At 34.0% G+C, this 25,915-nt stretch carries 11 protein-coding genes; all 11 read left to right on the top strand.

The window, feature by feature from the left end; genetic code table 11:
- Nucleotides 1–93: 93 nt before the first annotated feature.
- The 11 genes from ccsA to Q0921_RS05390 all read left to right on the top strand — a co-directional run bounded on the left by ccsA (nt 94) and on the right by Q0921_RS05390 (nt 25,873).
- Nucleotides 94–3,252: a cytochrome c biogenesis protein gene (gene ccsA / locus Q0921_RS05440; RefSeq protein ID WP_299254383.1), complete on the top strand. Its 3,159-nt coding sequence runs from the start codon at nt 94–96 to the stop codon at nt 3,250–3,252.
- A 148-nt stretch (nt 3,253–3,400) separates the two neighbouring features.
- On the top strand, nt 3,401–5,047 hold the full coding sequence (locus Q0921_RS05435; RefSeq protein ID WP_299254380.1) for a solute:sodium symporter family transporter: 1,647 nt from the start codon (nt 3,401–3,403) through the stop codon (nt 5,045–5,047).
- The gene (locus Q0921_RS05430; protein WP_299254377.1) at nt 5,048–7,855 is read left to right on the top strand and encodes a triple tyrosine motif-containing protein; all 2,808 of its coding nucleotides are present in this window, start codon (nt 5,048–5,050) and stop codon (nt 7,853–7,855) included.
- 253 nt (nt 7,856–8,108) lie between these two features.
- A complete protein-coding gene (locus Q0921_RS05425) occupies nt 8,109–11,147 on the top strand; it encodes a TonB-dependent receptor (protein WP_299254374.1) in 3,039 nt (1,012 codons plus the stop codon).
- Between the two features lie 5 nt (nt 11,148–11,152).
- Nucleotides 11,153–12,619: a RagB/SusD family nutrient uptake outer membrane protein gene (locus Q0921_RS05420; RefSeq protein ID WP_299254371.1), complete on the top strand. Its 1,467-nt coding sequence runs from the start codon at nt 11,153–11,155 to the stop codon at nt 12,617–12,619.
- A gap of 21 nt (nt 12,620–12,640) precedes the next feature.
- Nucleotides 12,641–14,728: a hypothetical protein gene (locus Q0921_RS05415; protein ID WP_299254368.1), complete on the top strand. Its 2,088-nt coding sequence runs from the start codon at nt 12,641–12,643 to the stop codon at nt 14,726–14,728.
- 49 nt (nt 14,729–14,777) lie between these two features.
- Nucleotides 14,778–16,415 carry a glycoside hydrolase family 16 protein gene (locus tag Q0921_RS05410; protein ID WP_299254365.1) on the top strand — a complete coding sequence of 546 codons (1,638 nt, stop codon included), beginning with the start codon at nt 14,778–14,780 and terminating at the stop codon, nt 16,413–16,415.
- A 106-nt stretch (nt 16,416–16,521) separates the two neighbouring features.
- Nucleotides 16,522–18,846 (top strand): beta-glucosidase BglX, encoded by a 2,325-nt coding sequence (gene bglX, locus Q0921_RS05405; protein ID WP_299254776.1) that lies wholly within the window; start codon nt 16,522–16,524, stop codon nt 18,844–18,846.
- A gap of 1 nt (nt 18,847) precedes the next feature.
- Entirely contained in the window at nt 18,848–19,606 is a 759-nt protein-coding gene (locus tag Q0921_RS05400) for a glycoside hydrolase family 16 protein (protein ID WP_299254362.1), read from the top strand.
- Nucleotides 19,607–19,920: 314 nt separating this feature from the next.
- Nucleotides 19,921–21,813, top strand: a complete 1,893-nt coding sequence (locus Q0921_RS05395) for a beta-1,3-glucanase family protein (RefSeq protein ID WP_299254359.1) — start codon at nt 19,921–19,923, stop codon at nt 21,811–21,813.
- Nucleotides 21,814–21,955: 142 nt separating this feature from the next.
- Entirely contained in the window at nt 21,956–25,873 is a 3,918-nt protein-coding gene (locus tag Q0921_RS05390) for a family 16 glycosylhydrolase (RefSeq protein ID WP_299254356.1), read from the top strand.
- Nucleotides 25,874–25,915: the final 42 nt, after the last annotated feature.

The following is a 25,915-nucleotide window of genomic DNA, read 5'->3' as shown; positions in this document are numbered from 1 at the left end:
TTTTATAGTTCTGTTAAAACCAATAAATAGGATAATTAGAATGTCTGATTATCCTCTCAAAAACATTAAATTTGCCGAGCTAAAAAAATTACAATGCAAAAGAAATTGGCGAGTATTTTATTTTCTACCAGATTAATGGCGGTCTTATTCATAGTTTTTGCTACCTCTATGGCAGTAGGTACTTTTCTTGAAGATGGTTATGGTACTGCCGCAGCCAGAATTTGGATCTATAATGCCTGGTGGTTTGAAGCTATTATGGCTTTTTTTATGATTAATTTCTGTGGAAATATAGTACGGTTTCAATTATATAAAAGAGAAAAATGGGCGACGTTATTAATGCATCTTTCTTTTATTTTAATTCTCTTAGGTGCTTTTATTACAAGATACATTAGTTACGAAGGTGTAATGCCTATACGAGAAGGAGAAACCACTTCAGAGTTTTTATCAGAACGTACCTATTTAACTGCATTTCTTGATGGAGAAATTAAAGGCGAACCGCGAAGACGTGTAATTTCAGAGCAATTAGAATTAACACAGGCGACAGATAATAATTTTAAAATAGACACTGATTACAATCAACAACCCGTTACTATTCAATATAAAGAATACATCACCGGAGCAGAAATGGGACTGGTAGAAACAGAGAATGGTGAGAACTATCTAAAGATAGTTGAGGCTGGAGATGGTAATAGACACGATCATTATTTAAAAGAAGGAGAAGTTTCTAATATTCATAATATTTTGGTTGCTTTTAATATCCCTACAAAAGGAGCTATCAATATTACATATGAAAATGACGAATATTACATAGAATCACCCTTTGATGGTTCTTATATGAGAATGGCAGATCAAAAGCAAGGCTTGGTAATTAAAGATAGTTTACAACTACTTATGCTGCGCTCATTATATCAAACTGCGGGAATGCAATTTGTGATTCCAGAACCTGTAATAACAGGAATGTATGATGTTATTCCAATTGAGGTAAAAGGAAAAGGACAACAAGATGCACTTATTTTTGATGTAACGACTAATGGAGAAACCAAAGAGGTAAAATTGTTGGGAGGAAAAGGATATGCCAATGATATGAAAAAGATTTCTTTGGGAGGTCTGGATATGTATTTCAACTATGGATCAAAGCGATTAGAACTTCCTTTTGCTTTAAAGTTGAATGATTTTATAGCCGAAAAACAACCAGGGACAGAAAAAGTATATAAGTCGTTTATGAGTAAAGTAGATATTGTTGAAGAAAACACTACTCCTCGTCCATATGATATCTATATGAATCATGTTTTGGATCATAAAGGATATCGTTTTTTTCAAGCTTCTTTTGATCCTGATGAAAAAGGTACCGTATTATCAGTAAATCATGATTATTGGGGTACTATGATTACATATGCTGGGTATATGTCATTATATCTTGGTTTAATGCTTATTTTATTTACGAGAGGATCCAGATTTAAGGATCTAGAACGAATGCTCAATAAAGTGAAGACAAAGAAGAAAACTATGACAGCGTTATTGGTGTTATTCATTTCTATATTTTCTTTTGCACAAGAACAGCAAGATCATGTAAACCATTTACAGACCTTACCTGGAAAAGCTAAACTAGATTCTGTGATTAAAGCGAATGCTGTAAGTAAAGAACATGCTGCTAAATTTGGTAGTATAGTCATACAGGATGAACGCGGTAGGATGAAGCCTCTTAATACGTTTTCTTCAGAGCTTTTACGTAAGTTAAGTAAAAAAGATACTTATGAAGGATTAACAGCTGATCAGGTTTTTGTATCAATGGTAGAAAATCCATTCGTTTGGTATAGTATTCCTATTATTGAAATAGAGCGGCATAATGACAGTATTAGAAAAATATTAGGTGTCTCTAAATCCGAAAGAAGAGTTTCTCTAATAGATTTAGTAGAACAGGATGGCTCTTATAAATTAGATCCATATTTAGAAAAAGCGAGTAGCACAAATACACCTAGTAGTTTTGAGAAAGATTTTTTGAAAACTCATGAAAAGTTTTATTTATTAAATCAAGCTTTGGGCGGTGGAATCCTTAAAGTTTTTCCGGTTCCCGAAGATGAAAATAATAAATGGGTTTCTGTACCACAATTAAATGAGCATAAGTTTACTGGAATGGATTCTGTATATACAAGACAAATCATTCCTATTTATATACAGTCATTGCAGGAAGCAAGAAAAACAGGAGATTATAGTAAACCTGATCAGTACATAGAGAGTATTAAATCTTTTCAGACGAAATTTGGAAGTGAAGTAATGCCAGCGGATGATAAAATTAAAGCTGAAATCGCATTAAATAAATATGACATTTTCAGAACATTATATAAATACTACAGTATTACAAGTGTATTATTTATCCTAATTATCATTTTTGGTATATTTTATCACAAGAATAAGTTTGTAAAAGTATTGATAAAAGCCTTTATGGGGATTACTGTATTGATTTTTATGGTACATACGTCCGGATTAATAATTAGATGGTATGTATCAGGTCATGCACCTTGGAGTGATGCATATGAATCTATGATTTATGTGGCTTGGGCAACAATGGCTTTAGGATTAGCTTTTGGTAAAAAGAGTAATCTTACAGTTGCGGCAACAGCTTTTGTAGCTGCAATAATTCTATTTTTTGCTCATGAAAACTGGACGGATCCGGCTATTGCAAATCTGCAACCTGTTTTGGATTCTTATTGGGTATTGATTCACGTGTCAATTATTGTGGCGAGTTATGGCCCTTTCTTTGTAGGAGCTATCTTAGGTGTACTTTCATTATTATTAATGATTTTAACGACCAAGTCTAATAAGAAGAGAATGGATATCAATATCAAAGAGATTACGATTATTAATGAAATGGCATTGACTATAGGTCTTGTGATGTTAACTATTGGTAACTTTTTAGGAGGGATGTGGGCCAATGAAAGTTGGGGACGTTATTGGGGTTGGGATCCAAAAGAAACTTGGGCACTGGTTAGTATTATGGTGTATGCTTTTGTGATTCATATGCGATTGGTTCCCGGTCTAAGGGGGAGATGGTTCTTTAACCTGATGTCTGTATTTGCAGTTTCATCCATATTAATGACATATTTTGGAGTAAACTTTTATCTAAAAGGATTACATTCTTATGCTAGTGGTGATCAGGTGGTAACGCCTTCTGCAGTGTATTATAGCTTTGTTGTTTGGGCAATATTAGGAGCTTTCTCGTATTGGAGGTATACTGTACATTATAAGAAGTGATTTTTGTAATTGTTTGTACGTCATTGCTTTATTCTCAATAAGAACTATACAAAAACTATACAGTGTTAATTTTTTAGGATTATTATTGACACTACTTCAATATTATCTAATATTTTTATGATCGTTAACAAATCATTAAAATTTAGATATGGGTATTATTTCTTTTGTAGGATTCACACTTTTGGTTGCGATTATATCATATTTTGCTACTAGAAAAACAGATGAGACATCTTCAGATGGTTATTTTTTAGGAGGTCGTAGTCTTACAGCTGTGGTAATTGCTGGTTCCTTATTGCTTACTAATTTATCTACAGAACAGATTGTAGGGTTAAATGGAGCTTCATATAAAGAAGGTATCCTAGTGATGGCTTGGGAGACACTAGCAGCAATTGCTATGGTAATTACAGCAGTTTTCTTATTACCTAGATATTTGAAAGGTGGTATTGCAACTGTTCCTCAATTCTTAGAAAGACGATACGATACTACTACAAAAGCAATTACCTCAGGATTATTTTTAACAGGTTATGTTGTAGTATTTTTACCTGTTGTTTTATACTCAGGATCTCTCGCAATTACTACAATGTTTAATGTACCTGAATTATTAGGAGTTTCTAAAGAAGTTTCTATTTGGGTGTGTGTTATTGGGATTGGAGTTATTGGTTCTATCTATGCAGTTTTTGGTGGATTAAAAGCAGTAGCTGTTTCTGATACAATAAATGCCGTTGGGTTATTGATAGGGGGAATTATGATACCTGTTTTTGGTTTGTTAGAAATAGGTGAGGGTAGTATATCTGAAGGAATTAATACCTTAATGGCTACAAACCCTGAAAAGTTTAAAGTTATTGGTGATTCAAGTTCTTCCATTCCTTTTGCGACCATATTTACGGGTATGATGTTAGTCCAATTATTTTATTGGGGAACAAATCAAGCTATTATTCAAAGGGCTCTGGGGGCTAAAAATCTTAAAGAAGGTCAAAAAGGATTATTGTTAGGTTCATTTTTAAAAATATTAGGACCTATAATTGTTGTATTACCAGGAATTATCGCATTCCATATTTTTAAAGGAGAACTTGGAGACCCAGATGAAGCATATCCTAAATTAGTGAGTAAAGTACTACCATTATCTTTAGTTGGTTTTTTTGCAGCAGTATTGTTTGGGGCTATTTTAAGTTCATTTAATAGCGCATTAAATAGTTCGGTAACACTTTTTGGTTTAGATATTTACAAAGAATACATTAATAAAGAAGCTACAGAAAAACAAGTAGTAAAGGCCGGTAAGAGTTTTGGGATTCTACTAGCAATAATGGCAATGGTAGTAGCACCTTTTATTGCAAACGCCGGCAGTATATTTGATTATTTACAGGAGGTAAATGGAATATATAGTATTCCTATTTTGACAATTATTGTAGTTGGGTATCTTACCAAAAAAGTTCCTGCTATTGCTGGTAAAATCGGTATTATATCAGGATCCATACTTTATATAATTAGTCAGTTTTTTATAAAATCTTATGTACAAGGTAATGCTATAGAAGCGGCAAAAGCTTCAGGAATAACTGACCTTGTAGAATTAGAAAGTATAGGAGCATCTTCCTATCCACATTTCTTGCATGTTATGGCGATTCTTTTTGTAGTTAATATCATTATCATGTTAATTATTGGTAAATTGTATCCAAGAGAAGTAGCATATGAACAACAATATACTAAAGAAGTGGATATTACTCCTTGGAAATATACTAAGATCGTTGGAGCTGTTGTATGTTTAATTGTGATATCTACCTATATCTATTTTAAATAATTGAAATATATTAAAAAGACATTTTTATTTTTATTTATTCTATTCACGACGATAGTTACCGCACAGGAATTACCGCCGATAGAAGTCTATTTGCCAGATGAATATAAAGGAGCAACTCAAAACTGGTCAATTTCTCAAGCAGATAATAAATATATTTATGTAGCTAACAACAACGGACTTTTAGAGTTCAATGGAGCAAAATGGGAGCTTTACCCAACTCCGAATGAAACCGTTATGAGATCGGTTAAAGTTATTGGAGAACGTATTTATACAGGGTTCTATATGAATTTTGGGTACTGGAAAAAAAATAGTTTTGGAAAGCTTGAGTACACTTCATTAACAGAAAATTTAACGGAAAGTCTTATCGAAGATGAGCAATTTTGGCACATTGTCAGTCAAGATGATTGGATATTATTTCAGTCTCTTGATAGAATTTATCTTTATAACGTTACTAATGAGGATATCTCAATTATAGAATCAAAAATAGCCATTACCAATATATTCAATGTTTATGGAACAATATATTATCAGGATATTAATAATGGAATCTATAAAATAGAAAAAGGAAGCCCAACATTGACTATAGATGATCCTGAGGTGGTTAATGATAAAATAGTAAATATCTCAAAGTCTCAAAACGGAATTCTATTACTAACTAGTACAAAAGGTTTTTTCGAGTTTTCAAAAGGAACAGTTAATAAGTGGAGGACACCGTCTGATGATCTATTAAAGAATTCTACTATTTACAGTAGTGTAACACTGAAGGATGGAAGTTTTATTTTAGGAACTATTTCCCAAGGTCTAGTATATCTTTCGGAAAAAGGAGAGATTAGGTATCAAATTAATCAGAACAAGGGATTAAGTAATAATACGGTTTTGTCTTCCTTTGAAGATATAGATGGTAATATATGGTTAGCACTGGATAAAGGTATTAATTGTATAAATATAAAATCACCAGTTCAAAGTTTTAATGATGATAAAGGGAATATTGGTACTGTATATACCTCAATTGTTTTTGAAGATTTTTTATATCTGGGAACGAATCAAGGGGTGTTTTATAAAAACATTAATAAATATGAACCATTCCGTTTTGTTGAAGGAACTAAAGGGCAGGTTTGGAATCTTTTTTCTTATGATAAAAAATTGTTTTGTGGGCATAATGATGGTACTTTTTTAATAGAAAACAATATATCGGAACTCATAAGTTGGATTCAGGGAACTTGGATTTTTCGTACTGTTAAAGATCATCCGGATTGGCTGCTGCAAGGCAATTATGAAGGATTGAGTTTACTGGTGAAAAAAAATGGAAAATGGAGATTAAAACAAAAAGTTGAAGGATTTGATTACTCTGCTCGATATTTAGAAATATATGATGACAAATTGTGGGTTAATCACGAATACAAAGGGCTTTTTAGTCTTACGATAGATGATGAATTTTCTAAAGTATTAGAAGTAGTTAAAGACACTCTAACTATAAAAGGTAAACATTCAAGCATAACAAAATACAAGAATGATTTTTTTTATTCACATAAAGAAGGAGTATCTTTTTACAATAAGGAAAACAAAGCTTTTGATCAAGATAATGTTGTAAATCAAGTTTTTGAGGCTGAACAGGTTGATGTAGGAAGGCTAATAAAAGATAATAAAGGAGGACTCTGGAGTTTTACGGATGAAGAATTAGATTATGTTTCTCAAAGCCAATTTTCGGATAATTTAGAAGTAACTAAAGTATCTATCCCTTACTTGCTAAGAAAGGAAATGAATGGTTTCGAAAATGTTATGCACCTCGAAGAGGAGAAGTATTTATTAGGAACTACCTATGGATATATGATTTTGGATTTATCTAGAGTAAATTTAAAAGAGCATACTATTTTTCTTGAAAAAGTTTCAGTAAAACAAAAAACTACAGAGTTTAAACAGGTTGAAGTTTCTGAGTCAACCCCTGTTTTCCAATCTAATTTGAATACTATTTCTTTTGTTTATACAATTCCCGAATATGACAAATTCCTTATTTCAAAGTTTCAATATAAGCTAGAAGGTTTCTATGAGGACTGGAGCGCTTGGACTTCAGAAACTAATAAAGTGTTTGAAAATTTACCATTTGGAGAGTATACGTTTAAAGTTAGAGCAAAAACAGGTAATGTTTTAAGTAAAAATGTTGTAGAGTATAGGTTTGTTATCGATAAGCCCTGGTATTTTTCAAGAGTAGCCATTGCTATTTATTCTGTTTTATTACTAATTCTATTATTAATTATGCATAGAGCTTATAAGCGCTATTATACCAAACAAAAAGAAAAATTAGTAGAAGAAAATAAAAAACAACTGGAACTCAAAGAGCTGGAAAGTGAACGAGAAATAATGAAACTTACTAACGAAAAATTGACTCAGGATATAGAAAGTAAAAATCGTGATCTAGCTTCGTCTACAATGAATATCATTAAGAAAAATGAAATCCTTACTACTATCAAAAAAGAACTTAAAAAATCTGAATTTGAAAGAAATGGAGTAAAGAATGTAGAACGAATCATTGATAGAAATTTAAATAATAAGGATGATTGGAAACATTTTGAAGAAGCTTTCAATAGTGTAGATAAAAATTTCATAAAGAAACTTAAAGAGAAGCATGATAATTTAACTCCTCATGATTTACGATTTTGCACATACTTAAGACTAAATTTATCATCCAAAGAAATAGCTTCATTAGTTAATATTTCAGTTAAAAGTGTAGAAATAAAAAGATATCGTTTAAGAAAAAAACTACAATTAGAACATTCTGATAGTTTAGTAAACTACATTCTCGAAATTTAAAACCATACATTACAAAAAAACACCTCTACATTACCTATACTCTAACGTTATAGTGCGGTTACAATACCATTTTCTTTGCTTTTTTTTAATAGTTGTAAAATCACTATAAAATCCTGTTTTTATTAGGGTTATACGCAGAAAAAATATTAATTTTTTGATTTTTATGTAATGCTGTAGGATTTTTGTTGTGGTTAGTTATTAACGATTTCTTAATGTTCATAGGTAAATTTGAGTAAATCAAACTAGAACACTTATGAAAATTACTTATTTCTTAATAGCTGTCTTTTTAAGTACGGTTATTAATGCGCAAGAAATTCAGATTCGGGGAAACGTAAAGGATGCAAAAGGATTGGAGCTACCAGGAGTTAATGTGATCGTTAAGAATACATCAAATGGAGCTGTAACAGATTTTAATGGAAAATATACACTGAATAATGTTGCTGTAGGAAGTGTAGTTGTGTTTTCTTATGTAGGGTTCTCGACACAAGAAATAACAGTTGGACAAAATTTTGTCATAAACGTTACTTTGGAAGAAGATAATGAGTCACTAGAACAAGTAATCGTAATAGGTTATGGAACACAAACTAAAAAAGAGATTACAGGCGCAGTTTCGGTAATAGGATCTGAAACTATTGAAGAGCTTAATGTAGTGAGGGTAGAACAAGCGCTCCAAGGACAGGTTGCTGGTGTAAATGTAACTTCACAATCCGGTGCACCCGGAAGCAGCTCTACTATATCCATTCGCGGAATATCTACTAATGGTGATAGTAGACCTCTAATTTTGGTAGACGGTAACGTAATAGAAGACTTGAGCGTCCTTAATCCTAATGATATAGAAAGTATTAATGTATTAAAGGATGCCACAGCTGGTATTTATGGCGTACGAGCGGCAAATGGTGTTATTCTTATTACTACTAAATCTGGATATAGAAATCAAGAACTAAAATTCGAGTTAGATTCTTATACAGGTTTTCAGGAAACAACAAGGAGACTTCCTGTACTTAATGCCACTGAATATGGTATAATAATAAATGAATCTTTTGCAGCTGGAGGAAGTACTCCGCCCTTTGCGAATTTATCCGGATTAGGAGAAGGTACAGATTGGCAAGATGAAATATTTAGAACAGCCGCAATCTCTAATATCAATTTTAGTGTTACTGGTGGTAGCAAGAATTCTACATATTCTGCTGGAGCTTCTTATTTAACACAAGATGGTATTGTTGGTGGAAGTGATGCTAATTTCGAACGTTTTACGGGTAGGCTAAATTATAGTTTGGATGTTGTTAAAAATTTACAGTTTACTACTTCAGGTATTTTTACACAAACTAATAGACAAACTTTGTTAGAAAATGCATTAGGTTCTGTATTGTTTAATGCCTTAAATATGGCTCCTAATTTATCTGTTAGAGACGAGAATGGTGATTTTACATTAGCAGAAGGGTTAGGTAATGAGGTAATTAATCCAGTTGCACAGATTGCGAATACATTTAACAATACTGAGGTTAATAGAATAGGAGCTACATTTGGGTTGAAATATAATTTTTTAAGCAATTTTACAGCAGAATCTAGATTCCAGTTTAACTATTCTGAAGTAGAAGGAAAAACATTTTCTCCTGAAGTATTTTATGGATCTGGAAAAGTATTCAACGTTGATAGAAGTAGTGTTACAGAATCCAAGAATTTTTTTAGAGATTATACTTGGGATAATTTCTTGAAATATGAAAAGGTATTTGCTGATGACCATGATGTAAAAGTTCTTTTAGGTATGTCTGTATTTAAAACAACGGGAACATTTACTGGTTTTACAGGGTTTGATATTATAGATAACTCGTATACGAATGCTAATATCTCTCAGGCGTCAGATGTAGTCGATAATTTTCAAAATGGAGGAGATACTTTTGATTCTAGATTATTATCATATTTTTCTAGATTACAATATGGATATAAAGGCAAATATTTACTATCAGCAGTTATTAGAAGAGATGGTTCAACAAAATTTGGACCGAAAAATAAGTTTGGATATTTTCCATCAGCTTCTGTTGGTTGGGTAATATCAGATGAATCTTTTCTAAGTGATAGTAGTTGGTTAAATTTCTTAAAATTTAGAGCTAGTTATGGTGTAATTGGTAATGATAGAATAAAAGATTTTCAATTTATATCCTTGTTAAATGGAGAAGGATCTTATGTCATTAATGACGAGTTGATAATAGGAGAGGCTATTGGAGCACTTTCTAATCCCGAAATTAAATGGGAAAAACAAAAAACGCTGGATATAGGATTGGATACAAAATTATTAAACAACAAAATTGATATTACATTTGACTATTTTAAAAAACGCACAGAAGACTTATTAGTTGTAGCACCGGTTTCGGGTATTCTCGGGGTAGCCGCACCAGGATCATCCCCGCCTACAATCAATGCCGGTATTGTAGAAAATGAAGGGTACGAATTTCAAATTGCTTATCAAGATCAGTTATCAGAAAATCTAAAATTTAATATTAGTTATAACATCACACTGTTAGAGAACGAAGTAATATCAGTTAACAGTGATAGTGATTTTATTGCAGGTGGTTCGTTTGGTGTAGGTCAAGATCCTCCTTCAAGAATGGAAGCTGGTAAGCCTATTGGATACTTCTATGGATTACAAGCAGATGGGGTTTTTCAAAATCAAGAAGAGGTAGATGCTCATGCTACTCAGGCCAACGCAGCTCCAGGAGATCTGAGATATGTAGACGTTAATGGAGATGGGGAAATAGATTCTGATGACAGAACAGATATCGGAAACCCTATTCCAGATGCTACAATGGGGTTGAACATTGGTTTAGACTATAAAAACTTTGATTTTACAGCTTATGCCTTCGCCTCAGTGGGGAATGATATGGTAAGGAACTATGAACGTAATCAACCGTTAGTAAACAGAAGTAATGCGTTTTTAGGACGCTGGACAGGAGAAGGTTCCACAGATTCTTTTCATAGAGTGACAACAGCTGCTAACTCTAATAGTTTGTTTTCTAGTTTCTATGTAGAAGATGGTTCTTATGTCAGAATCCAGAATATACAATTAGGATACACATTATCAGATACATTTATGGAACCAATAGGTATAGATAAGTTTAGAATCTATGCTTCAATAAATAATTTGTACACGTTTACAAAATATGGAGGGTATGACCCATCGGCCTATCAATCAAATCCAGACCCTAATACAGCAAGTCCTATTGGAGCAGGTATCGATCAAGGATTTTATCCAGTACCAAGAACATATTTGTTAGGTGTAAATCTTAAATTTTAATCAAAATGGAAAAGATAAAATATAATATTAAATCCGCAGCCTTTTTTGGGTTATTCGCTTTAATAATCTCTTGTAGTGATGATTTTGTTGACGTAGCTTCAGAGGATGAAAATTCAGAAGATTTTTTTAATAGCGAAGAGGATTATCAGAGTGCTTTGATAGGAGCATATGATTTATTACAATCCACTTATTTAAATGTAATGTTGGGGGAAATAGCTTCTGATAATACATTAGCAGGAGGAGAAAGTGCATCAGATACTCCAGGAATTCAAGAAATAGATGATATGATTCATACACCTGTTAATGCACAACTTAGAGATATATGGAGTTGGATGTATGCAGGTGTAAATAGAACCAATTATATCATGGAATTTCAAGATAAAACTGATTTTGCAGGTAAAGAAGAAGTAATTGGGCAAACTCGTTTTCTAAGAGCCTACTATTATTTTGAATTAGTAAAATGGTTTGGAGATGTACCATTAGCAATTGATAGAAGAATTCTTTTTGGAGAAGAAACAGGGATAGATAGATCATCAAAAGAGGATGTGTATGCCCTTATAGAAGAAGACTTACAGTTTGCAGCTGATAACTTACCTGTAACTCAGCCTGAAACGGGTAGAATAACCCAAGGAGCTGCAAGAGCCCTATTAGGTAAGGTATTTCTATTTCAAGATAAATTTACAGAAGCGGCTAATGTATTAGATCAAGTTGTAGGAGGCCCCTACGATTTAGTTACAGATTACAATTCGATTTTCGAACAAGAAGGAGAAAATAATATAGAATCGGTTTTCGAAGTACAATATACAGACGAAGAAGGAGCAGGCTTCGGATGTTTACAATGTAGTGAGGGTAACGTAGCAGTAGGTTTTAATGGAATTAGAAATTACTCAGGACCACAATTTGATTCAGGTTTTAGTTTTAATATTCCTACACAAGAAGTTGTGAATACATTCGAAGCTGGGGATATTAGACTTGATGTTGCTATTTTGGATATAGATGCTTGGGCTGCTGCTCAAGGAGCTACTTTCTCTACAGGTTTTGAACATACGGGATATTTTAATAGAAAATATATAGCTCGTCAAGGAGACCTCAATACTGGAGATGCCAATCTTACAAATCCCAATAATTATAGAGCAATCAGGTTTGCTGACGTTCTGTTAATGGCTGCAGAAGCACATAATAGAAAATCACCTAGTAATGATGGACAAGCATTAGCTTATCTCAATAGAGTGAGAACTAGAGCCGAACTGCCGGATGTAACAGCTACAGGAACTGCCTTAACAGATGCGATTTACCAGGAACGAAGAGTAGAGTTGGTTGGAGAGGGGCATCACTTTTTCGATTTAGTAAGGACAGGAAGAGCCGCAACAGAAATAGATGGTTTTGTAGTAGGAAAACACGAATTGTTTCCTATACCATTGATAGAGATTCAATTGGCAGGAAACAGATGGGAACAAAACCCAGGATACTAAAAAAACAAAAACCAGAAGAAGATGAAACTTTTAAAATATATATTTAGCTTATGTCTATCAATACTGTTCGTTTCGAGCTGTGCTGAAGATGATAGTTTAGGTTATCTAAACGATATTGTTGCTCCGTCAAATATAACTGCGCTTTTGAACATTACGCAAGATAATACAGGATTCGTAACGATAACTCCAAACGGAGATGGAGTAGTGTCCTTTGATATTTATTATGGAGATGATACGGTAGAACCCGAAAATGTAGAATTAGGAAAAAGTATTACGCATACCTATGCAGAGGGAACTTATAATTTAAGATTGGTAGGTAATGGTATCACCGGATTAACAACTGAAACAATACAAGAAGTAATTGTATCTTTTAACCCGCCGGAAAATTTAGTCGTAACTATAGAAAACGATGCAGCCGTTTCCAAACAAGTAAATGTAATAGCTTCTGCAGACAATGCAATGTCTTTTGATGTATACTTTGGAGAGACAGGAAATGATACTCCGGTGACAGCTAATATAGGAGAAACAGCTTCATATATATATCAGGAAACAGGAACCTATACAATTAGAGTAGTGGCAAAAGGAGGAGCTATCGCCACAACAGAGTATACTGAAGAGTTTGAAGTAACAGAAATTTTACAACCTATAGTATCAGCACCCATGCCACCATCTAGGGGCGCACAAGATGTTGTTTCTATGTTTAGTGATGCTTATACAGATGTAAATGTAGATACTTGGCGCACGCCTTGGTCAGATACTACTTTTGAAGATGTTGAGATAGAAGGTAACCCTACTAAAAAGTACAGTGCTCTTAATTTTGTAGGAATAGAAACTACCTCCACCACTATAGATGCTAGTTCAATGACTCATTTCCATACCGATATTTGGTCACCAAATTTAACTGAGTTTAAGATTAAATTAGTTGATTTTGGTGCAAATGGAGTTTTTGATGGAGGGGATGATGTAGAACACGAAATAACAATAGCTAATCCAATGAATGGTGAATGGGTAAGTTTGGATATTCCATTATCTGATTTCACAGGATTAACTACCAGAAGTAATATTGCTCAATTAATATATGTAGGAGCTCCTTCTGGAACTGCGATTGTTTTTGTTGATAATATTTATTTTCATAAACCACCTGAGCCAGCATCTGGATTAGAAGGAATATGGAAGCTTGCACCAGAAGCAGGAGCTTTTAAGGTAGGGCCAGGTCCTGGAACTGGAGATTTTTTCTCAAATAGTTTAGATGATGTAACAACTAGAGCTTGTTATTTTGATGATGCGTATGTGTTCTCTTTTGATGGGGATTTTAGTAATATTTTAGGATCCGAAACCTGGCTAGAAGGATGGCAAGGTGCTTCACCTGATCAATGTGGAACACCAGTAGCACCTCATGATGGCTCTGGAGCCGCTACTTACATTTATGATGAAGGTGCAGGTACTATTACTCTTAATGGCACAGGTGCGTATTTAGGATTGCCTAAAGTAGTAAATGGAGGAGAATTGCCAGGTGTTTCTGTTCCATCATCTATTACATATAATGTAACGCTTTCTAATAGTAACAATAGGATGGAAGTAATAATTGATGTTGGCGGAGCCTTTTGGACTTATCAACTTGTAAGAGAAGTACCATTGATTGCAGGAACTTGGAGACTTGCACCAGAAGCAGGAGCTTTTAAAGTAGGACCAGGTCCGGGAACCGGAGATTTTTTCTCAAATAGTTTAGATGATGTAACAACCCGAGCTTGTTATTTTGATGATGAGTATGTGTTTTCTGTCGATGGAAGTTTTAGCAATGTTTTAGGATCTGAAACCTGGCTGGAAGGATGGCAAGGAGTAACATCAGATCAATGCGGAACACCAGTTTCTCCTCATGATGGAGTTGGCACTGCTACATACGTTTACAACGAAGATACGGGCACAATTACGTTAAACGGATCAGGAGCATATCTTGGGCTTCCTAAGGTAGTCAATGGCGGAGAACTACCAGGAGTGCCTGTTCCAACAGGTATTACATATAACGTTACACTTATGGATAGTAATGATACTATGGAAGTAACAATAGATGTAGGAGGAGCATATTGGACTTATAAGCTCATCAGGTAATTTTATTCATAAAATCCAATATGATCGACGATAACAAAAAATTAAATACATGAAAAAATTAAAATATAATTTCGGAATTTTAATAGTACTGACTTTTTTGTTCAGTAGCTGTCAGGAAGATGATATATCCGTAGGAGAGATTGTTGCTCCATCTAATATACAAGTGACCGTTGATATTGTTGGCGCAGATACCAGTAATCCAAATGGTGATGGAAGCGGTACGGTAAATTTTACTGCTACTGCAGATAATGCTATTACATATACATATGTTTTTAATGGAACTTCAGAAGCATCTCCATCCGGAACTAAATCATATGATTTTTCTATTACAGGCTTAAGTACTTATACGATAACCGTTATAGCGGTAGGAACTGGTGGAGTATCATCCAGTACCTCTGTAGAAGTAGACGTACTGGTATTATATGAACCACCAATAGAATTAATTACGATGCTTACTACCGGATCTTGGAGAATTAAAAGTGAAGCTCCAGGACATTTTGGCCTGGGACCTGTGGGAGGTTCAATATTAGGAGAGTTTTTTCCTGCTCCACCAAATGATAAAGCAGGTGTAGGGATGTATGATGACCGTTACGTTTTTAATACTGATGGTACATTTACGCACATCACCAATAGTGAAAATGATAATCCTACAGAAGATCTGTCAGGAACCGTTTTCGGAAGAGTTAATTTAATAGATGAACTGGGTCCACATTCTATTGCTCCTAATGGAGCAGATATAGAAAACTATCCACTAAATGATTATTCAACTTCTTGGTCTGTTAGTGCTCCAGGAGGTATAGAAACCCTGAATTTATCTGGAATAGGTTTTGTTGGTTATTATGTAGGAGGCAATCATAGTTATGAATTATTTAAATTAGATGAACAACCAGCAAATGAACTAATTCTAAGAACTACAGATGGTAATAGTGAGTTTGACTGGTGGTTTATAATAACGTCAGAAGAACCTGATGGTTCTAACGATATTGCAGAACCACCTTTTGATACACTCGTTTGGTCAGATGAATTTGATACTAGTGGAGCTCCAAGTTCAACAAATTGGACATATGATTTGGGAACTGGAGATAATGGATGGGGTAATGGAGAATCTCAATCATATACAGATGATGCTAGTAATGTAATTGTAGAAGATGGATTACTTAAAATAACTGCAAAAGCCGAAAATGGAGGATATACTTCCGCAAGAATAAAAACTCAGGATCTATTCTCATTTACTTATGGAAAGGTAGATGTTCGTGCTAAATTACCAACAGGAGGAGGTACTTGGCCAGCTATATGGATGTTAGGTTCAAATATTACAGAAGTTGGATGGCCTAATTGTGGAGAAATTGATATTATGGAGCATGTTGGAAATAATCAAGATGTAGTATCCAGTGCACTTCATTTCCCTGGTAACAATGGTGGTAATGCAATTTTTGAAGAAATTAATATAGCAGGAGCTTCGACAGATTTTCATGTATATAGTGTAGAATGGTCATCAACGGAAATTGTATTTTCTATTGATGGTAATCCATATCACACATTTTCTTATTCTAATAATTTACCGTTTTATAATAATGACTTCTTTTTGATATTAAATGTAGCAATGGGAGGAACTTTTGGAGGGGCCATAGATCCTTCGTTTTTAGAATCTACTATGGAAATTGATTATGTAAGAGTTTATCAATAGATATACACTTAGTTTTAAATTGTTTTAAGAAGGAAGGTTATTTACCACAGATAGCCTTCCTCATTAACATTAATAGTGCTTAAATAAAATTTTTAGATCGTTTATGATGAAAAAGACTGATTTCATATTTGTTAGTATCCTTTGTAGTTTGTTTTTGATGAGTTGTAATTCTTCTTCAGAGAAATCTGAAGGTTTTAATACTAATACGACAATCGTTTCGGACGGTTTAGATAGCAAAATAGAATCAAAAGTAGATTCACTTCTTGCCGTTATGACCTTAGAAGAAAAAATAGGTCAAATGAATCAGTATAATGGTTTTTGGGATTTAACAGGCCCGCAACCCAAAGAAGGAGCTGCCGCTATTAAATATGAACACTTACGAAAAGGTTGGGTTGGCTCTATGTTAAATGTAAGAGGAGTCGAAGATGTAAAAAAAGTACAAAAAATAGCAGTTGAGGAATCTAGATTAGGAATTCCTCTTATTATAGGATTTGATGTTATACACGGATATAAGACAATGAGTCCCATTCCCTTGGCAGAATCGGCAAGTTGGGATATGGAAGCAATTAGAAAATCTGCTGAGGTAGCAGCTTTGGAAGCTTCTGCGGCTGGAATTAATTGGACATTTGCACCAATGTTAGATATATCTAGAGATGCAAGATGGGGAAGAGTTATGGAAGGAGGAGGAGAAGATCCATTTTTAGGTTCTAAAATAGGCGTGGCTCGGGTACAAGGTTTTCAGGGAGATGATCTTTCTGCTACTAATACAATAGCTGCTTGCGCAAAACATTTTGCAGGATATGGTTTTTCTGAATCCGGAAGAGATTACAATACAGTAGATGTAGGAACTTCTACTTTAAACAATATGATTTTTCCTCCTTTTGTTGCTGCAAATAAAGTGGGAGTGAAAACTTTTATGAATTCGTTTAACGTGCTTAATGGCATACCTGCAACAGGGAATAAAATGTTACAGAGAGATATTCTTAAAGGCGATTGGAATTTTAATGGTTTTATAGTTTCGGATTGGGGATCGATAACCGAGATGATTGCCCATGGGTATGCAAAAGACGGAAAAAGCGCGGCAGAAATGGCTGCTAATGCCGGATCAGATATGGATATGGAATCTTATCTATATGTAGAGCATTTAGCTGATTTGGTAAAAGAAGGAAAAATAGAAGAACGTTTGATAGAAGATTCTGCAAGAAGGATTCTTAGAGTAAAGTATGAACTTGGTTTATTTGATGATCCCTATAAATATTGTGATGAGAATCGAGAGAAAATGATTTTAGGTAGCAAAGAAAATCATGAAGCTGTATTAGATATGGCCAAAAAATCAATTGTATTGCTCAAAAATGATAATAAATTGCTTCCACTTAAAAAAGAAGGCCAGAAAATAGCTTTAATAGGAGCATTGGCGAGTGATAAAAATAGCCCTTTAGGGAGTTGGCGAATAGCAGCTGATGATAACACGGCGGTTTCTGTTTTAGAAGGAATGCGTCAATATAAAGACAATACATTAGTTTATGCCAAAGGTGCTGATGTATCTATAGGGGATACTGCGTTTGTAACTGAAACGAAAATAAATACTACAGATAAAAGTGAATTTGGAAAAGCAGTGAAAATAGCTAAAGAAGTTGACGTAGTGGTAATGGTTTTAGGTGAGGTTGGTTTCCAAAGTGGGGAAGGACGAAGTAGAACAACCCTCGATTTGCCTGGAGTGCAACAAGATCTTTTAGAAGAAATTTATAAAGTCAATAAGAACATTGTTTTGGTTTTAAATAATGGAAGACCACTGGCAATACCTTGGGCAGCTGCCCATATCCCTGCAATTGTTGAAGCATGGCAGTTAGGATCGCAAAGCGGAAACGCGATAGCTCAGGTGTTATATGGAGATTATAACCCTAGCGGGAAATTACCGATGTCTTTTCCTAGAAATGTTGGTCAGGTCCCGATTTATTATAACCATAAAAGTACAGGGAGACCTGCAGAACCAGCTCCGGATATAGTTTTTTGGTCACATTATTCTGATCAAAAGAACACTCCATTATATGCCTTTGGACATGGATTGAGTTATACTAATTTTGATTATAAGAATTTGAAAATAAATGCAAAAAACATCTCGGTTACTAATCCAAAAATAAATGTATCAATTGATATTACTAATTCTGGAGATTATAAAGGTAAAGAAGTGGTACAATTATATATTAAAGATCTTTTTGCGAGTGTTACAAGGCCAGTAAAGGAATTAAAAGGTTTTGAAATGACTTCATTAAAGCCAGGAGAGACAAAAACAGTAAGTTTTGAATTAAATAAGGAGACTTTAGGGTTTTATAATAATGAGAATCAATGGATTATTGAGCAGGGAGAATTTGAAGTATTTGTTGGTGGAAGTTCTGATAATACTATAACATCTAATTTTAAATTAAAATAAATTGAAAAAACTCTTAACCTATATAATTTTACCATTGCTTCTTTTTTCTTGTCAAGATTCGAATTCTATTATTTGGGAAGAAAATTTTGAGGACACCAATCTAAATGAATCCTATTGGAATTACCAATTAGGAGATGGTTGTCCGGATTTGTGTGGTTGGGGTAATAATGAAAGACAGATCTACACTAAGGAGAATGTTAAATTAGATAATGGGAATTTGATCATTACTGCAACAAAAAATGGAGATGTATATAAATCCAGTAGAATAACAACTAAAGATAAGATAGAATTTCAGTACGGAACTATAGAAGTTCGTGCTAAACTGCCAACAGGATATGGTTTATGGCCAGCGATATGGATGCTTGGTTCGGATATAGAAGAAAAAGGTTGGCCAGATTGTGGAGAGATAGATATTATGGAGTATGTAGGTAAAGAACCTCGCACGATTTATAATTCATTGCATACGAGACAAAGTTTCGGCAATACGATTAACTCTAAGAAAACATTAATTGGTACTATAGAAGAAGGTTTTCACTCCTATAGGTCAACATGGACTAAAGATAAAATAGATTTTTATATAGATAATAAGCTGGTTTATACATTTTCTCCAGAAACTAAAAATGACAAAACATGGCCTTTTGATAAGCCATTTTACATAATTATTAACCTTGCCATTGGTGGTAATTTTGGGGGTCCAGAAGTTGATGATACTATCTTTCCAAAGCAATTTGAGATTGATTATATCAAAATCTGGAAATAAATACCAACATAACAAGGAATATTTAATTCAGCTCTACCCTTGGTTTCAGCACAGTATATATTCATTATACAACTGAAATCGGATTTAAGATAATGATATTTTTTAAATATCAAACATGGAAATAGATAATTGGAATATTTAATGTTTCTAATTATCGGGACTACTTGGGAAAAACATATTTGATGTTCAGATTGTTAGGTTGAAACAATTTGAATACTGGGAATAGTAATGCTGTATGTGTAAAAACACATATGGTGGAATATTGCTTATATGAAATTTTTAAAACTAACTTAATTACACAAATTACTTTAATGATGAAAAAAAACGTACTCTTTAAAACCGAACCAAAAATCAATAATATTCTTAAACTCTTTTGTTTATTGTTATTATTTAGTATTACAGCAAAAGGGCAAACGCTACCTTATGAAATATCAAATAACTCAGAATATCCTGATAATGAAGTATATATAGCGATAGTAGGTATTACAGATGGTCATGTATGGGTAAATCCCATAAATGGTCAAGTTAATAATATGGATCCTTCGATTAATACTGTTCAAGGGCCCGTAATTGATGGAAATCAAGGTCCAGGACTTGATGGGAAATATGCAAATTGTTTTCGTAAACTAAGTGATATCCCAAATAAAACGATCCAGATTCCTAAAATAGCGGGATGTCGTATAATGATTTCATTTAAGAGTCAGTTGTATTTATACTTTTTCGGACATTCTGGAGCATCAAGTGGATATGCTGCTCCTAATTTAGCAAATCCAACAGATCCAAACCAAGGAATTAAATTTGAATTGATAGAATTAACTTTTAATGATTTTGGTCTTTGGTGTAATACATCTAGAGTCGATGCATATCAATACCCTATGGGGTTAGAAGTTTGGGGTAATAATTTTTATAAAAAAGTAGGAGAGCTAAAAAAACACAATGAGATTCTTGCTCAATGGCAAACCACAGCTCCTAGCGAATTTCAGAGCTTGTTAAGTACATCAGAAGGCGCAATTCATTTTCCAACAAAAGTAGAATCGTTTCCGAAAGATTTTATGGATGGTTATATTAATGAAATCTGGTCTAAGTATTCAAGCCAGGAACTTGCATTTACTTCAGATGCGGGCATCTGGCGAGGAGGTGTAGAAGGAACTAATTTCGTATTTAGGAGAGATAGTGACGGCCAGATAGGAACTGTTTTTGGTAAACCAACAACTATAGAGGCTATGGAAGGTAGCGGTGTGATGGCTTCTGGAAATCGGTGGGATTTAGTAGTGCAGTCACAAATGGTGGCGGCAATTACTAGACATGCTGTTGACCTAAATATGTCTTCAGGAACGCTACAAGATTTTGGTGATACTTCTAAGTATTATCAAACTTGGCCCTATAACTGGTATTCTAAATTTTTTCATCAAACTGATATTAGCTTCGAAAGTCAAACATATACGTTTGCTTATGATGATGTTTATAATCAATCAGCAACAATACATACACCAAATCCAGAGAATATTAAAATTACACTAGGAGGATTTGACAGCACTCCGCCAGATGGAGGTTTCAGTAAATTTATCGAAGCAGAGGAATATACGTTTATGAGCGGAGTTCAGACAGAACCATGTTCTGAAGGAGGAGAAAATGTAGGATATATTGATTCAGGTGATTGGATGGCATTTAATAATATTACGTTTCCAACTTCTGGAAATTATCTTATAGAATATCGTGTCGCCAGTTTAGTAAATGATGCTAGGTTTTCAACTGATTTAGACGCAGGAACCACTGTTCTAGGTGAAGTTAGTATACCAAATACGGGAGGATGGCAGAACTGGACAACAGTTTCACATACAGTGAATATAAATGCTGGGACATATCCTTTAGGAGTATATGCAGTAACCGATGGTTGGAATATTAACTGGATTAAAATTACAAGACAGGCTATACAACGGTTTGATGATTCGGATGATATTCAAAAGAATGATCTAAAGATCATAGTATATCCAAATCCAGTTATTGAACAATTAAATATTTATGGAGTCTCCAGTAAATCGGGCGTGTTTATTGTAGATGTTTCAGGAAAAATAATTAATAAAATACAAACTCTAAAAGGTAATGATGTTATAAAAGTTGATGTGAGTTCACTACAATCTGGGACATACTTTATTAAAGTGTACCAAAATAATACTTGGAAAATTTCGAGGTTTATTAAAAAATAAAAATCACTCAATAAATGATGTATTCATTATTATACTAGAAAGATTAAGTGCAAAGTACGATATAAAGAAAGTGATATGGTATTCTTATATCTAGACGATGCAAAAAAATAAAATTATATAACACAAACTAACAATTTTAATTATGAAAAAGGGCTTATTTTTTAAAGCTATTATAACTTGTATTATCCTTTTTTTTTCAAACGAAATAGGGTATTCACAATGTTCAGAACTTATATTTAATGATGAGTTTTCTGGAAATTCGGTAGATCTTAGCAAATGGAGTTTTGATAATGGAGATGGATGTCCCACTCTTTGTGGTTGGGGTAATGCCGAAGAACAATGGTACCAACCAGAAAATACCACCGTACAAAACGGGAATCTAGTGATTACGACTAGAAATGAGGCTGCAGGAGGCAAACAATTTACTTCTTCAAAGTTAATAACTGCAGGAAAATTTAATTCTAGATACGGGCGATATGAAGCCAGTATTAAGTTGCCTTCTGCAGGAGGAATTTGGCCTGCTTTCTGGATGCTACCAGAAAATGGAAGTTGGCCTTTTACAGGTGAAATCGATATTATGGAATCTCAGCATAAAAACCCTGAAAGTGTAGGTGGTACTGTACATTATTCTAATGGAGGTTGGCAATATAACGGTAGAGAATTTAATGCAGGATTAGACCTTTCTGCAGGATTCCATGAATACGCAGTGGAGTGGGAACCAACAGAAATAAGATGGTATGTGGATGATCAATTATATCATACGGTAACACCTGGCAACACGGTAGATCCTTGGCCTTTTAGTGAAGGAGATTGGTATTTAATACTTAACGTGGCGGTTGGAGGCCCTGGAACTCCTTACACGGGCAATATTCCGCCTACGCCAGCAGATTATCCTACGCAGATGGAGGTTGATTATGTTAGAGTATATAGTGGAACTTTTAATACACAGCTTATAGGAGATAATAATGTTTATGAAGGAGAAACAGCTAAGCCTTATACAATTACATCAACAGAAGGAGCCTCGTATAATTGGACAGTACCTAGTGGTGGTGTTATTACTTCTGGTCAAGGAACTAATACTATATTGGTCGATTGGGGTGTCACAGAAGGAGATGTGAAAGTTGTTGTAAATGTCCCGGGATGTGGTATTAATGAATTTAAGATGAGTGTCTCTGTTAACCCAATTAAAACCTTAGAATATGTTTTTGAGGATTTTGAAGGAAATAGGAATGTAGCATATACTTCAACTACAGATGGAGCATTAAGTGAATCTGTTGCAAATCCAGGAGAGAATAGTAACAACAGTTCCTCAATTGTAGGGAGATATGTCCGAGCTACTGGCGCGCAATATGATGGTTTGTACATGACGACGACTAATATTGGGAATGCCTTGGAATATACTTCCGGAGAAAAATCCATTTGGTTAGATGTATATAGCGATGCGCCAATAGGAACAGAGTTTGTTTTGCAGATTGAGAATGGTTCACTGTCTTCTGGAAATTGGCCATCAGGTCGTCATAGTAGATATAGTGCTAAAACTATTTCTCAGAATCAATGGGAAACCTTAGAATTTGAGTTGCTAGATAGACCAGATACTAGTGTTGGAGCTTTAGATGTAGATCAATTTGTCTTATTAATTGACCCAGATAGTTATACAGGACATACGGTATATATTGATAATATGAGAAAAATGGATGCACCTGACCCTACTTTATTAGAAGAAATTATTATAGCTGATTATGATGGAATAAATCAGTTAGAATTGTTTTTTGAAAATGGGGAGTATACTCCAAATGTTACTAATCCGACTCCAAATAGTGTTAATAATAGTTCTAATGTAGCACGATATGAAAGAGGAGCCTTTGAGTTGTATGATGTGGTGAGTTTTAATACAGGTGTTATAGAAGATTCAAGTCCTTTTATAAACGGAGACAATATCTTTTTTATGGATGTTTATACATCTGCCCCAGTAGGAACTGAGATTTCTTTGAGTTTAGAAAATCAAGAAGGATCAGATAATGATTTTCCTGTAGGAAGAAATAGTCAATACAGTAGTGTTGTGAAAGCCCAGAATCAGTGGCATACTATTGCATTTAGTTATACTACGGCACCAGATGCAGGAACGTCTAACTTATCTGTTGATGAGGTTTCAATTCTTTTTGCTCCTAACTCTAATGTGTCTGAAACTTATTATTTCGATAATTTTAGATATGGGGTAACTGTTTTACCTCCTTCATATGAGCTTTCAGAAGTGATCCATAATTATAACGGAGTAGATAATATTTCTTTAAATAATACAACAACTGGTAACTATATAGAAAATGTTGGAAACCCAGATGCAAATGATGTAAATAATTCATCTCAAGCAGGAAGTTATGTTAGGGATAATACAGAGTTATATGATGTTTTATTTTTGGATACCGATTTTATTGATGATGCTAGTGCTTATGTTTCCGAAGACAAAAGATTTGCAATGGATGTGTATACAAGCGCTCCGATTGGAACTGTTATTAGTTGGCAATTAGAAGCAAGTTCATTATCTACCCCCAATAATTATCCATCCGGTAGACATAGTGTGTATCAAGCTACAGTAAAGGAACAAAATAATTGGCACGCATTGGAGTTTATTCTTACTGGAACTCCAGATTTAATAGTTACCGACGCTCAAATAGATACTATTGTATTTTTATTTGACCCTAATAACAATAGTGGGGATACATTTTATATCGATAACCTAAGATCTCTAAGTAAAGAAGTTGTAACCCAAACGCCAGTACTATCATCTATTACAGTTTCTTCGGATATAGTTTCTATTAATCAAGGACAAACCACACAGTTTAGTGCGCAAGGTTTTGATCAAAATGGAAATCCTTTTGATACTAATTTTACTTGGACGGCAACAGGAGGTTCAATAGATACTGATGGTTTATATACGGGTTCTACATTAGGTACTTATACAGTTGCAGCTACAAGTGGTTCAATTTCTGGTTCAGTTTCCGTAGCCGTGAATGAAAATCAAGGAATCTTTGTTACAATACCGGGAATAATACAAGCTGAAGATTATAAGGAAGGTGGAGAAGGAGTTGGATATTTCGATACTAGTGTAGGAAATATTGGAGACGCTTATCGACAGGATGATGTAGATATTCAAATCACCATTGGAGGTTATAATGTGGGTTGGATTGCCACAGGAGAATGGTTAGCATATAATATTGATGCTAAGGAATCAACAAATAGTTATGATATCAGCTTCCGTGTAGCCTCCCCTAATGGCAATGGTAAATTTCATTTGGAGCTGGATGGAATTTCCATCACGGAGGTGATATCTGTATCGAATACAAATGGATGGCAAAATTATGAAATTGTAGAAGTAAAAGGAGTTTCTATAAGTACTGGTGCTCATGAGCTCCGCGTTGTATTTGATTCAAACGGACTGAATTTTGATAACATGGAATTTATCACTTCTTCTGGTTCAACTGGTGGAGGAAACAGCTGTTCTGGTGCCGCTGATAATGATCAATATAGTTATATAGTTTCCGAAGATACAACCAACCCAACGATCACCTATGTTCCCGAAGTAATAGGAATGGGTGAAAACGTATGTATTTTATATTATGGTACCTCTCCAACAGGAAACTACTCAGGATATATTGTTCGGCCAAACACACCTTTTCAGATCAATGCCAATGAAGGAGATGAGATTTATTTCTATTATACCTACAGTTTACCTACTGGAGGAGAAAATAATACAGCTGGTTCGCGAAATAGTTTTACCGTTGGATCTTGTGTAAACAGATCAAATATAGATACAGAAAAGAACCCTTTAGATATAACTATTTTTCCTAATCCAGCAAATACAATGATTACATTATCTGGTTTAGAGAATGCGTACCTGGTTAATGTGTACGATATAAGTGGTAAGCTGCTAAAAACACAGTTGGTAAATGAGACTCAAACTCAACTAAGTATAGATCTTAGTTCTTTACCTAATGGATTTTATATGATAAAAACTTATAGTCAGGATAGAAAATCTTCAATTCACAAAATTATGAAGGACTAATTTTAGATAAGGATTGCTACTGAAAAGTAACAATCCTTATTT

It is taken from the genome of uncultured Aquimarina sp. (assembly GCF_947496855.1).
Classification (GTDB): Bacteria; Bacteroidota; Bacteroidia; order Flavobacteriales; family Flavobacteriaceae; genus Aquimarina.
Note: the sequence above shows the minus strand (reverse complement) of the source record. Positions and strands in the feature narration are given on the sequence as shown.